Origin of the sequence: Prevotella sp. 10(H), assembly GCF_000711235.1 — a bacterium.
Lineage (GTDB): Bacteria > Bacteroidota > Bacteroidia > Bacteroidales > Dysgonomonadaceae > Dysgonomonas.
In genome coordinates this window covers 163,502-176,828 of record NZ_JOMI01000009.1, presented here as the reverse complement: position 1 = coordinate 176,828, position 13,327 = coordinate 163,502, and the positions used below count along the sequence as shown (strand labels likewise).

General features: G+C 36.6%; 12 protein-coding genes. 10 read left to right on the top strand and 2 right to left on the bottom strand.

Features of this window, described 5'->3' with window-relative positions:
• Positions 1-10: 10 nt before the first annotated feature.
• Complete coding sequence (gene sppA / locus K348_RS0116225) at positions 11-1,765, bottom strand: signal peptide peptidase SppA (RefSeq protein WP_029906596.1); 1,755 nt, start codon at positions 1,763-1,765, stop codon at positions 11-13.
• A 572-nt stretch (positions 1,766-2,337) separates the two neighbouring features.
• On the opposite strand from sppA, the gene K348_RS0116220 reads away from it, so the two are divergent.
• The 10 genes from K348_RS0116220 to K348_RS0116175 all read left to right on the top strand — a co-directional run bounded on the left by K348_RS0116220 (position 2,338) and on the right by K348_RS0116175 (position 11,757).
• Complete coding sequence (locus K348_RS0116220) at positions 2,338-3,072, top strand: GDSL-type esterase/lipase family protein (RefSeq protein ID WP_029906595.1); 735 nt, start codon at positions 2,338-2,340, stop codon at positions 3,070-3,072.
• A gap of 3 nt (positions 3,073-3,075) precedes the next feature.
• Entirely contained in the window at positions 3,076-3,690 is a 615-nt protein-coding gene (locus K348_RS0116215) for a hypothetical protein (RefSeq protein WP_197027682.1), read from the top strand.
• A 23-nt stretch (positions 3,691-3,713) separates the two neighbouring features.
• Positions 3,714-4,409 (top strand): SGNH/GDSL hydrolase family protein, encoded by a 696-nt coding sequence (locus K348_RS0116210; RefSeq protein WP_029906593.1) that lies wholly within the window; start codon positions 3,714-3,716, stop codon positions 4,407-4,409.
• A 26-nt stretch (positions 4,410-4,435) separates the two neighbouring features.
• Positions 4,436-5,641: a serine/threonine transporter SstT gene (gene sstT, locus K348_RS0116205; RefSeq protein WP_029906592.1), complete on the top strand. Its 1,206-nt coding sequence runs from the start codon at positions 4,436-4,438 to the stop codon at positions 5,639-5,641.
• A gap of 82 nt (positions 5,642-5,723) precedes the next feature.
• Positions 5,724-6,827 (top strand): redox-regulated ATPase YchF, encoded by a 1,104-nt coding sequence (gene ychF, locus K348_RS0116200; RefSeq protein ID WP_029906591.1) that lies wholly within the window; start codon positions 5,724-5,726, stop codon positions 6,825-6,827.
• A gap of 14 nt (positions 6,828-6,841) precedes the next feature.
• Entirely contained in the window at positions 6,842-7,663 is an 822-nt protein-coding gene (locus K348_RS0116195) for an alpha-1,2-fucosyltransferase (RefSeq protein WP_029906590.1), read from the top strand.
• 20 nt (positions 7,664-7,683) lie between these two features.
• Positions 7,684-8,112, top strand: coding sequence for a GNAT family N-acetyltransferase (locus K348_RS0116190; protein WP_029906589.1), 429 nt, complete (start codon positions 7,684-7,686; stop codon positions 8,110-8,112).
• 37 nt (positions 8,113-8,149) lie between these two features.
• Positions 8,150-8,929 carry a M48 family metallopeptidase gene (locus K348_RS0116185; RefSeq protein WP_029906588.1) on the top strand — a complete coding sequence of 260 codons (780 nt, stop codon included), beginning with the start codon at positions 8,150-8,152 and terminating at the stop codon, positions 8,927-8,929.
• A 138-nt stretch (positions 8,930-9,067) separates the two neighbouring features.
• Complete coding sequence (locus K348_RS0116180; protein ID WP_029906587.1) at positions 9,068-9,718, top strand: HAD family phosphatase; 651 nt, start codon at positions 9,068-9,070, stop codon at positions 9,716-9,718.
• 197 nt (positions 9,719-9,915) lie between these two features.
• The gene (locus K348_RS0116175) at positions 9,916-11,757 is read left to right on the top strand and encodes a helix-turn-helix domain-containing protein (RefSeq protein WP_197027681.1); all 1,842 of its coding nucleotides are present in this window, start codon (positions 9,916-9,918) and stop codon (positions 11,755-11,757) included.
• Between the two features lie 216 nt (positions 11,758-11,973).
• Here the strand turns inward: K348_RS0116175 and K348_RS0116170 are convergent, their stop codons facing one another.
• Positions 11,974-13,323, bottom strand: a complete 1,350-nt coding sequence (locus tag K348_RS0116170; RefSeq protein ID WP_029906585.1) for a PAS domain-containing sensor histidine kinase — start codon at positions 13,321-13,323, stop codon at positions 11,974-11,976.
• Positions 13,324-13,327: the final 4 nt, after the last annotated feature.

Genomic DNA, 13,327 nt, shown 5'->3' with positions numbered 1-13,327 from the left:
AGTGCAGACTTTATCGCACATCAACATCGTAAGGCATACGCGCCTGTATAAAGTCCTGCTCTTTAATTTCTTTTATTGTTTTGAATAATTGATAGTCACTGCCGAGATATTCTTTCATTACCTGTGTGGCGATTTCTTCTTTTTGGTCGCTCATCAACGATTGGAAGAAATCTCTCTTTTTAGGAAAACTATTCAGTGAATAATTTTCGAGATCGGCCAATTTAGCTGCTTCTTCTATTGCCATATCCAAATCGCCGAGAGCATCTACAAGACCAATTTCTAGTGCTTGTCTTCCTGTCCATACACGACCTTGTGCAATAGAATCGAGTGCATTCTTAGCTATATTGCGACCATCAGAACAACGGGTAAGGAACAAGTCATATCCACGTTCTATATAATTCTGCAGGATAGCCTTTTCATCTTCTCTCATCGGGCGTGTCAAGTCACCGAAATCTCCATGCTTATTTGTTTTTACATTATCGAATGTAAGCCCGACTTTTTTAGTAAGCCCTTCTACATTCGGGAACATCCCGAATATACCTATCGAACCTGTCAAGGTATTAGGCTGCGCAATAATTTTAGATGCACTGCAAGATATATAGTAACCTCCAGATGCAGCATAGTCACCCATGGATACAACTACCGGTTTCTTTTCTTTCAGGTCACTGACCGCTTTCCATATCTGCTCGGATGCATACGCGCTACCTCCGGGAGAATTTACACGGAAAACTACAGCTTTTACCTTATCATTATCTTTCAGTTTCTGCAATTCTTTTACAAATCGTCTGCTGGTAATTCCGTCGTAACCCGAACCGTCGGTGATTGACCCTTCAGCATACAATACGGCTATCACATCGGACGATTTAGTTCCTTTTGATGTAGGTACAGTTACCATATCTTTTACAGAGGCCAACTTCAAATTCTTCACATCGTCCAGTCCTATAATAAGTGAAGTGATATATTCCCTTACTCCCGTTTCATACATTAATGTATCTACCAAGCCGTCCTGAACGCATACCTTCGGTTCTTTGAACAAGGCGAGTGAATCTGTAATAGTATTCAGTTTATCGACCGATATACTCCTTGAATCCGATATTTCAGTTGTAATAGTAGACCACATATCATTTATATAAGAGGATACCTGCTGTCTGTTAGCATCGCTCATCTTATCGAGCATGAAAGGTTCTACCGCAGATTTAAAAGTACCTACCTTGAATATCTGCATTTCTATACCTAACTTTTGCAACAGACCTGTATAGAACATAGGAGAAGATGAAAGTCCGTGCAAATCGAGATTACCCTGCGGATTCATGATCAACTTATCGGCTACAGAAGCTATATAATAGCATCCCTGTGTATAAACATCGCCATAAGCTACGATAAATTTACCGCTTTCCTTAAAATCGACAAGTTCATCCCTTATTTCTTTAAGAGACGCATTGGCAGCAGAAAATGCTCCTGCATGAATATAGATACCTTTTATCTTATCGTTATCCTTTGCTTTCTTTATAGATGAAAGAATATCATCCAAGCCCAGTTGGGCTTCATTGTTCTGGCCCAATATTGCCAGTAAAGGATTCTCTTCTTCTATCCTTTCGGCCAAAATGCCGTCGAGCTTTAGGGTGAGAACCGTATTGTCTTTTAATGTATATTGTTCCTTTGTAGACATTGCTGCCAACGTGACAAAGAATATCAGGAAAAGAACACCTAATACTATAGAGCAGCCTAAAATAGAGGCCAATAAACTCTTAAAAAAATCTTTCATCCTTCAATTTTTTTATTTAATAAGTAACAAAATTATATATTTATCTGGTAATATGCTATTTAAAATGATATAAATCACTTTTATTTATAAATATGAAAACATGTTGATAAGCTGTTGAAAACTGTTGATATATTTTTTAATTAAAATGTAGCATTTATTCAACAAAAACTTCATATATAAAATATGTCGCGAATAACAATTAAAAATCACATCAATTTATTGTATAACATTTCATTGGTTTATCAACAGTAAAGTGTCATTTCTTATTTGTCTTTTTTTCAACAATTATAGTTATCAACATTATTTTAATAAAGTTCACAAGAGGCTAGATACAAATAATTTGCCTAATTTTATCACGTTTAATAACTCGCACATCTTATACAAACAAATTTTAATAACGGAATATACAAGTCTTTTTATAGAAAACAATGAACATAATTAACAGCCAATAATCACCACAATGAGTTTTTTAAAGTTTTAAATAAAAAGAATAATATTAATATCATTTGATGATAACATTCAGTTTGGTTTGTATGTTTAAATAATTAGAGTTTAATTACCGGATACCATATATGAAAAGAACCTTTTTAAAAGTAATATTTATTTTGTCTTTGATTGTAAATGTTGTAGCCATAGGATATATCGGCATCGATTATTACAAGAATAAAAGAAATAGAAATATTTTCAAACTGAATGCCTATGCATGGGCGAACAGCCAGATGAAAGAACCTCAACCGGAAGAAAACAGGGTTATATTTATAGGTAATTCCATTACCGAGAACTGGGTACATCTTCGTTACAAATTCTTTAAGGAGAATAACTATACATGCCGGGGCATCGGAGGACAAACAAGTCCGCTGTTATTGCTTCGTTTTCGTCAGGATGTAATAGACTTGAAACCGAAAGTTGTTGTTATTAATGCAGGAATAAACGATATAGCTGAAAATACAGGAGAATATGACCCTGTATTTACTATTGATAATATAAAATCTATGGCTCAGCTTGCGCAAATCAATGGTATTAAAGTGGTGTTGACAGGTGTTTTACCTTCCGACGGATATGGTTGGAAAAGCCACATAAAAAATATTACCGAAAAGATAAAAGACCTGAATTCGGAAATGAAAGCATACGCTGATGAAAACGGATACCAATTTGTGGATTATTATTCAGCAATGGTAAATGAACAGGATAAAGGTATGAAATCCGGATATACTTTCGACGGATTACACCCTAGTGAGCAAGGCTATGCCGTAATGGAGCCTCTGGTACAGAAAGCTATAAATAATGTATTAAATGAAAATTTATAAGATATGAAAAAGATATTTTTATTGTTTATTTTATCTGTATGTGTATGTCTTACGGCCTTTTCACAGATCTATGTAGATAATGACGGGAATGTATATGACCAGCGTAGAACAACTACTACCCGAACTCAAACAACAACAAGGTCTAATAACAATCAACGATCCGGTTCCGGATTCGATATGTCGAAACTTTCGATAGGCGGTAATTTCAGCCTGCAGTTTGGTGATTATACTGTTGTAGGTATTTCTCCGCAGGTAGGGTATGATTTTTCTAAATACTTTACTTTGGGCGCCGGTTTAGGATATACTTATTATAAAGATAAGTATTACGACTATAAATGGTCGAGCAGTTATGCCAGCTTTGATATATTCGGCCGTTTCTACCCTGTCGAATATATTGTATTGGGAGTCCAGCCCGAAATAAGCCGTATGTGGCAGACTATAAAATATAACGACGGATTCGAGTCGAGTGAAAGTAAATTCGTACCTTCGTTCCTGGTCGGTGGCGGATTACGTCTTGGAGGGATGATAGCCATGATACAATACGATGTGGTTCAGGATAAAAATTCTCCGTATGGCGATAAGATATTTTACAGCGTAGGATATACTTTCAGATTTTAAAATAATATAAACTTAAATCAGCAATGAAGAAACTTATTTTAATGGCTTCGTTTTTTTCTTTTTTCGGTTTGTTTTCTAAAGCCCAGCAATTTAATGAAATGATAGGTTTGCAGAGGTATGCAAAGGCAAACAGCGAATTAGCACCACCTGCCAAAGGTGAAAACAGGGTAGTATTTATAGGTAATTCGATAACTGACGGATGGCCGGGACAGCGTCCCGATTTTTTCAAATCAAATAATTATATAGGCAGAGGGATAGGAGGGCAGACAAGTCCGCAGTTGCTTTCCCGTTTTCGTCGGGATGTAATAGATCTCAAACCTGTAGCTGTTGTGATCAATATTGGGACAAATGATATAGCACTCAATACAGGGCCTTATGATCCCGATTTCACACTGGGAAATATTAAATCTATGGCCGAACTGGCAAAAGCTAATGGCATCAAAGTAATCTTGTCTTCTGTGCTTCCTGTATACGAATATCCATGGAGAAAGGAAGTAAAAGAAGTGCCTCTTAAAATAGCAGAACTGAATGCCGGTATTAAAGAATATGCTTCATCTAACGGATTTGCTTATATAGACTATTATGCTGTAATGCATGATGAGAACAGAGGATTAATAAGCAGTTACGGTAGCGATGGTGTACACCCTAATGCCGAAGGATATGCCGTAATGGAGAAAGCGGCAAAGGCTGTAATCGATCAGGTTTTGTGCGATAATTAAATAATACTGGCAGATATTGAATAATTATGGATATTAAGAAATTTATTTTAAACGGAAATCTGGTTATTCAAATATCTATCGGATTACTTTTAGGTATATTATTGGGAATATTTCTACCTGAAGCTGCTCTTTCTGTCGGCTTACTGGGAGATTTATTCCTTTTTGCTTTGAAGGCAGCTGCACCTGTTCTGGTTTTCTTACTGATAATATCTTCTATTACCAATCATAAATCAGGACAGAAAACAAATATAAAATCTGTCATCCTTTTGTATTTATTAGGTACTTTCCTCTCAGCTTTAGTTGCCGTTATTGCCAGTTTTATATTTCCGTCTTTTCTGACATTGAGGGGCGGGCAGGAGATAGATATACTTCCACCTTCGGGAATATTGGATGTATTGAAAGATATTTTATTTAAGATAGTAGATAATCCTGTTAATGCATTAATGAATGCTAACTTCATAGGAATACTGGCATGGGCTATAGGGTTAGGATTTTTTCTTAGGAAAGCATCGGATAATACTAAATCTATTTTTAACGATTTATCGGATGCCGTTATTTTCATAGTTAAGACTATCATACGGTTTGCACCTGTAGGTATTTTCGGATTAGTAGCTGCTACGGTTGCTTCCACAGGTTTGGGTACTTTACTGGAATATCTGCATGTTGTGCTTGTTTTAGTAGGTACAATGTTATTTATAGCATTGGTAGTTAATCCTATAATTGTATTCCTGAAAATAAAACGAAACCCCTACCCTCTTGTATTCACATGTTTAAAAGACAGCGGAATTACGGCATTCTTTACCCGTAGTTCGGCTGCAAATGTTCCCGTAAATTTGGCTTTGGCTAAAAAACTTAATCTTGATGAAGATACCTATTCGGTAACTATACCTTTAGGTGCAACTATAAATATGGAGGGCGCTGCAGTAACTATTACAGTTCTCACTCTGGCAGCTGTACATACCTTAGGTATAGAAGTCGATATTTTTACAGCTATACTTCTCAGTATAGTTTCAGCTTTAGGTGCTTGCGGAGCATCCGGTGTGCCGGGTGGTTCTTTATTACTTATTCCTGTTGCTTGCAGCCTTTTTAATATTCCTACAGATACGGCTATGCTTGTAGTCGGAGTAGGGATGACGATAAGTGTTATACAGGATTCGATGGAGACCGCACTCAATTCTTCAACCGATATTTTATTTACTGCCGCTGCTTCTATGGCGGAAGAAAGTAAGTGATAATCTGAATGCTTGTTTATTAAGTTTTAATGCTACACAAAAAAGTCTTACCTTTGTAGCCAAAATAATTTAAAACTGAATAATGGCATTACAATGTGGTATAGTAGGCCTTCCGAATGTGGGAAAATCTACTCTTTTCAACTGTTTATCGAACGCCAAGGCTCAATCGGCGAATTTTCCTTTTTGTACAATAGAACCCAATGTAGGTGTTATCACTGTTCCCGACGAACGTCTGAATAAACTTGCCGAACTGGTAAAACCGAATCGTATAGTACCCACTACTGTAGAGATAGTAGATATTGCAGGGCTTGTAAAAGGTGCTAGCAAAGGTGAAGGTCTGGGAAATAAATTTCTTGCCAATATCCGCGAAACGGATGCTATATTGCATGTGCTGCGTTGTTTCGATGATGATAATATTACTCATGTGGACGGTAGTGTAAATCCTGTGCGCGATAAGGAGATTATCGATATAGAACTTCAGTTGAAAGACTTGGAAACCGTACAGTCACGTATTCAGAAAGTAGAGAAACAGGCGAAGACAGGTGGAGATAAAGATGCTAAACGTGCTTATGAAATCCTGTTGCGTTTCAAAGAAGCGCTGGAGCAGGGAAAATCTGCACGTACAGTCCAATTCGATAATAAAGAAGACGAAAAGATAGCGAAAGAAGTATATCTGCTGACTTATAAGCCTGTACTATATGTGTGTAATGTAGACGAAGCCAGCGCTGTTTCGGGTAATGCATATGTAGAACAGGTGCGCGAGTCTATCAAAGATGAAGATGCCGAGATACTTGTTGTTGCCGCAAAAATAGAGTCGGAAATAGCCGAATTCGAATCCTATGAAGAACGCGAAATGTTTTTAACTGAAATAGGACTTCAGGAATCGGGTGTGGCACGTCTGATTAAAGCAGCCTATAAATTGCTTGGACTTCAGACCTATTTTACTGCCGGAGTACAGGAAGTACGTGCTTGGACATTCACTGCCGGATGGAAAGCCCCGCAATGTGCAGGAGTAATTCATACCGATTTTGAAAAAGGATTTATCCGTGCCGAAGTAATTAAGTATAATGATTTTATAACTCTTGGTTCTGAAGCTGCAGTGAAAGAAGCCGGAAAGATGAATGTGGAAGGTAAGGAATACGTAGTACAGGACGGTGATATTATGCATTTCAGATTCAATGTATAAATAACCTTTAGGTTATGATTGTAAATTATGATTCTCCCGGTCAGTTATGCAACAGGATATGGTCATTGTTACCGTCCATAGCATACGGGCTTGAATATAAAGAAAAGGTGCTTGTTATCAACTTTGACGAATATTCGGAGCCCTTTGAGAATCTGAACATAAATAAATATATTAAATTTGCATCGAGAAAGCTTTTTAAGAGGCTTTTGATGTCCATGAAAGCCAGAGGGCAGATACAAAACGGAAAGCCCAATCTTTTTTCGAAATTATTTAAACTTAATTTAATAGAGGGCTGGTCGAACCGTTTAGGTAATGTTGAACTGGTAATAAAGCAATCGGATGAAATCCGTAAAATATTCACATTCAGGAGTGAAATTGTGAATCCGGTAGATAATGTTTTTGCATCGTTAAATAATCAGATTGTAATCGGCGTACATATCCGGCGCGGCGATTATGATGTATGGAATAATGGCATTTTTTATTATTCCGATGAAGAATATCTGTCGGTGATGAAAAAGTTAGAGAAACAGTTTTCTGACAAAGGGCAAAAAGTAAAATTCTTATTATGTTCGAATGAAAATCTGAATCTTAATAATTTTAATGAACTTGATTGCTTTATCATTCCCGACTCATCCGGACCTAAAGATTTATATGCTTTATCAAAATGTTCATATATTATCGGGCCGCCTAGTTCTTATTCTCAATGGGCCTCATATTGTGGAAAAGTGCCTGTGAAATTTATAATGAATGCCGAGGAAGACATGAATGCGGATAGTTTTTCAAAGATCGTGGCACTGAATAAATTTGAAAACGAAAAAGTTATTAATATTGATTGAATACTAAAAAATTATATGATATGATTAGTCCGGCAGACAAAAAAGATTACCCTGCATTGATAGCAATATGGGAAAGCGCTGTAAAAGCTACTCATGATTTCTTGTCAGACGAAGATTTTGAATTCTACAAACGGCATATCCCTATCTATTTTCAGCATGTAGATTTGTTTAAATATACGGATGATAAAGGTGTTATCAAGGCATTTCTCGGTGTTGACGATGATAGTATAGAAATGCTTTTTGTAGATAATGAAAGCAGGGGCACGGGCATAGGAAAGATACTTCTCGACTACGCAGTGAATAAACTGCATGCCATACATGTCGATGTAAATGAACAAAATACGCAGGCTTTGAATTTTTACTACCACTTCGGATTTAAAGAAGTCGGTCGCGACGAATACGATGGAGAGGGTAAGGGATACCCTATACTTCATCTCGAAAAAAGTTGACAAGTAATTTAAATATTAACTCAAACATTAATTTTTTATGAAAAAACTACTACTTGCGCTGGCCTTGATACTATCTTGCAGCTTTACAGTAAATGCACAATTCGGTAAACTAAACACAAAACACATCGATGCAGCCAAAAAAACTGCAAGAGCCTTAACAGTATCTGATGCAGAGATAGCACAGTATTGTCAGGAATACATCGACTGGATGGACGAACACAATCCGGTTTGTAATTCAACTGATGAAGGCCCTAAAAGAAGCGGCTTCGCTCAGCGCCTCGAAAAAATAGTAGCTGAGATCCCTGAAAGTGAAAGAAAAGGTCTTGATATCAAATCTTATTTTGTAGTAGACCAGAATGCCTTTGCCTGTGCTAACGGCAGTATTCGTGTTTTTGCAGGGTTAATGGAGTTGATGACAGATGATGAAATATTGGGTATAATCGGCCATGAAATAGGACATATCGTAAATAAAGATTCTAAAGACGCTTTCAAGAAAGCACTGCTTACATCTGCACTGAAAGATGCAGTAGGTTCTACAGGCGGTACGGCTGCTGCACTTACGGATTCACAGCTAGGTGAGTTGGGTGAAGCTCTGGCTGGTGCTCAATTTTCGCAAAAAGCAGAATATGCAGCTGATGATTATGGCTATGAACTATTGAAAAAATGTGGTAAAGACCCGCAAGCAATGGCATCTGCCCTACGCGTTATCCAAAAATTACAGGATGATGCAAATGTAGATAAAAGTAAGGTAAGACAACTTTTCTCTACTCACCCTGAAAGCGGAAAGAGAGCAGAAAGGCTGGAAAAGAAAAAATAATACATTATTTATTACATAATGAAAAGGAGGGGTAATCATTATCCCTCTTTTTTATTTAATATGAATTTGCTGGGAGAAAAAAAATACTTTACTTTGTCTGTCTTAGTGTTGAGTAATAATGATATATGATTAGAAGAAATGACAAAAAGTAAGATCAGCACCATTTTATTTGGTTTGGACGGAGTAGTAGTCGATACAGAGCGTGAATATGACAAATTCTGGAATAAGATTGCTTTGGAAAATGAAATCAAAATAGAAAATTTTCCGGCTGTAATCAAGGGTATGACTCTCAATTCCGTTATAGAACTTTACTTTGCCATTTCTTCCGCCGAAGAGAAACTAGCAATAAGAAAGGCTTGTTTCGATATGGAGCAATCTATTGATTATACTAAAAAAGTTATTCCGGGAGTATTGGAATTCATAGCATATCTAAAGAAAGAAGGCTATAGGGTAGGTTTGGTAACCAGTTCTCCGGCCAGTAAAGTGAGAGTAGCTCTCAGTCAGTTATCGCTGGAAGATACTTTCGATACTATCATAACTTCCGACAGTATAAAAAAAGGTAAACCCGACCCTATGGGCTATGTATTGGCAAAAAATAATCTTGGAGTCCTTTCCTCCGAATGCGCCGTTTTCGAAGACTCTTTTACCGGGATCAAAGCGGCTACATATGCTTTTATGAGAGTGATAGGTATAGCTACAACTTTACCCGCCGATTTCCTGAAAGATTATACTTATGCAGTCATTTCCGACTTTTCGGACAAAGAAGTTGTTAAAGCTTATTTAGAGTAATATTAACTTATTTTACAAAAGAGCAGCGGTTCAATGCTTTTTTTCTTTTATTAAGCTTTAATAAATGTATAATAAAGACAATTTAAATAAATAATAGGTTTTTTTATATTAAATAATAAAATATTTGTTATATATTACACTGTTTTTGAGACTTATATAAACTACCTGACGTATGTTGGAGAATGTACACTGAATCGATGCACAAATTTACATTAAAAAAAACTTTACTATTCTTCTTTTTTTCTTTCTCTGCTCTCGTAATTAACGGGAACACTACTGATAGCGCCTATATCGAGAAATATGATAAAACGATTTATTATAATTCCGATACAGTCTTTGCTAACTATGCCTGCAAAGGGTATCTGCCAATACTGGATGATATGTATGAATACTACGAAGAAGTTTTCCAGTATCTCCCAGATGACAAAAAAGACTATGAGGTATCAAAAATGCGGCAGGTAGCAAAGATCTATGAAAGCAACGAACTCGAGAATGAAGCTGACTTTGTAGCTGTACTTTCATTGCCGGATGATAATGAATACGAATTAAAGACGAAGGTAAAAAAGATGCAGGCTATCGTAAACAAAGCAGAAGAGGAGAATAACATCACTATGCAATTGAGAAGCATGGTATCTGTTTTCGATATCTACTGGTCGTCTATGAAGTATGCCAAAGCATTCCATCAAATAGGATTAATAGATAAGATTTTACAGAAAGCGACGGACGATCAATATCCCGATAAAGGACGCATATATTTCAAAATAGGGGAGGCTTACTTTTTTTTCAGGGACTATGAAAAGGCGATACCTTATCTCCGTAAGGCGATGAAGCCCTCGAAATATTTTTACGACCGGTCGAATATAAAAGCACGAAATACGCTTGGTACTTATTATAATCTGAAAGGGCAGATCGACTCTGCCGAGTATTATTTCAGGTCGGCATTTGCCAATGAAGATGTTGTAAAAGATAAATCTTTACACGATGCTATTTCTTTGTGCAACCTTGGACACAGCCTTATTCTGAGGGAACAATACGATAAAGCCATACCATATTTTGAAGCAAGTATTGCCCGTACACTATTAGACTACGATTACCGTTCTGCTTCATACGGTTCACTAGGTCTTGCGCAATGTTATATCGAAAAAGATGATGTGAGGAAGGCCAAAAGTATGATAGATTCTACACTTCTTTACATCGAGAAGTCTGATTATCATGACCTTGAAAGATTATTGTATCCGGTTATCTGCAAGTATTATTTTAAAATACGCGACAATAAAATGACTAAAGCCTACCTTGATTCGTCATTGGTAGCTCATAAACGATTCCTCGATAAATATAATAGCCTCCATATCCTGCGGGCAGAACAAGAGCTTTTTGAAGCAGAAACTTATGCGAAAGATGAGGAACTTAAAATAAAAGAAGAAAATTACAGGCAAAAGCTTCTTTTTAGTATAGGTGTTATATGCTTTATCTCATTGATACTCCTTGTAATCGCATTATTGTACCGGAAAAGCAAAATAGCTTATCAGGCGCTTGTATTGAAAAATCAGGACTGGGCGGCAACCAATCCGGTGTTTGAATCGTATCATCCTGTTGCAACAGTTAGAATAAAAGAAGAGGATGATGTATCTTCTGCAACGGAAGAAGAAGTTGATGATGCTGGTAATGAGCCTGATGAAGAAGATATACAGCTGATTCAGAAAGTTCATGATCTGATAAAGAAAGAAAAGATATATAAAGATTTAGACCTTACTCTCGAAGTATTATCAAAACAAATGAATGTAAACAGGAATTACATGTCTAAAGCGATTAATAAAACTACGGGCAAGAATTTCAATACATTTATTAATGAATACAGGATTAAAGAGGCTATCAAAATAATGTCTGATGAGAAATCCGACCTGATATCTTTGGATGCTATTGCACTCGAAGTAGGTTTTAGCAACCGTACAACATTTTATCAATCTTTCAAAAAAGTGACTGGTCTTACTCCTTCCGATTTCCGGAACAACAAAATAAAAAATGAATCTGATCAATGATTTAAATAATTGATTATAAGTTCATTGAAAATTAAATTTAAAACTTGTGGTTAAGAATTATAAATGTTAACGAATATGCAGAATTCGTGATATACTTTTGTATTATACAAAGCCGGACTACCCAATCTTATTACATACAGAAACTACACAAAACAAAGCCCTCGAGAGTACCAGACCTGGTGCTCTTTTGTTTTATATTAACTTAAGAAAGCGGTATTAGGGGAAATAGATATCGAATTTAGTCCATCCGTTTTCGGATTTCAGATCGAATTTGCAATTGTGGTTTATCAGTACTTCGCGTACAAACATCAGTCCTATTCCCTGTCCGGATGCTTTGGTAGTAAAGAAAGGCGTGAATAATTTCAGTTTTACTTCATTTGGTATTTCCGGGCCGTTGTTTTCTATAGAGATCGATAAAGGATGCGATTTAGTAACTATTCTTATCTTTCCGTTCTCTCCAATAGCCTCATAAGCGTTTTTAACGATGTTTACAAGCACTTGTTCGAATTGTATACCATCTATACGCACAAGATTGCGATCTCCCGTTAAATCCAATTTAAACTCGATATTTCGGTTTTTGCATTCGAGGCATGTAAGTGCATCAACCGAACGGGCAAGTTCATTCAGGCTGGTATCGGCAACGACCGGCTCAGGTATTTTAACCACATCGGCAAAGTTACTTATAAAGTGGCTTAAATGGTTACAGCGGTCGAAAGAAGCATCCACAGCCGGAAGAACGTCTGATAATTCATTATTTTCGTTTTGTTTCAGTATATCTGAGATAACATTCAGTGTTGAACTTACAGCACCTACCGAATTGTTTACTTCATGAGCCATCATGCGAATGATATTTTCGTACGATTTTTTTTCTATTTCCAACAGTTCATGTGTAAGTTCTTCGATGAGGATAAACGGGTGTGAAAAGCCTCTGTCAATGAACGAAGAACGTACACAGCGGTACATGGTGATACCCGAACTCCTGATAACTACATCTTCGTTAGGCTTTAAAGTTTCCAATTGTGCACCGATGCTTATCCCCGACAGGGATAGCTTTTTTCCTATCACTCCATTTTTATTTTTTATATCAAGCAGACGAACTCCTGAAGGATTGATTTCAGATATATTATCATCAAAATCAAGGATGATTACCCCCTGAGGGGATGCCTGAATAAGCAAATCCAGAAAATGATTCTTCTCTCTTACCTGCAGGCGTTCTTCCTTCAGCTGATCCATCATTTTATTGAAGATTTCGATAAGTTTATTAGCCTCACTGTCGGATATAGGTCTTAAACGGGTCGAAAAATCCTGTCCTTTAAGTAATTCCATTCCATCGGAAATTATCTTATACGGTTTTATAAGCCTGTAATACATGATAATGAAGAGTATAACAGCCAGGATAGCGATTCCTTCAATCATCAGGAACTGATAAGGGTTGGCCTTATAATATACCACCCCGTTTATTATCATGTAATTATATATATCTGTCTTATAATAAACTACACCAATGGAAAGGAGTGCCCCAAATACTAAGATAGCCAATAACCAGAATAGAATCTTTGATTTCATAGGC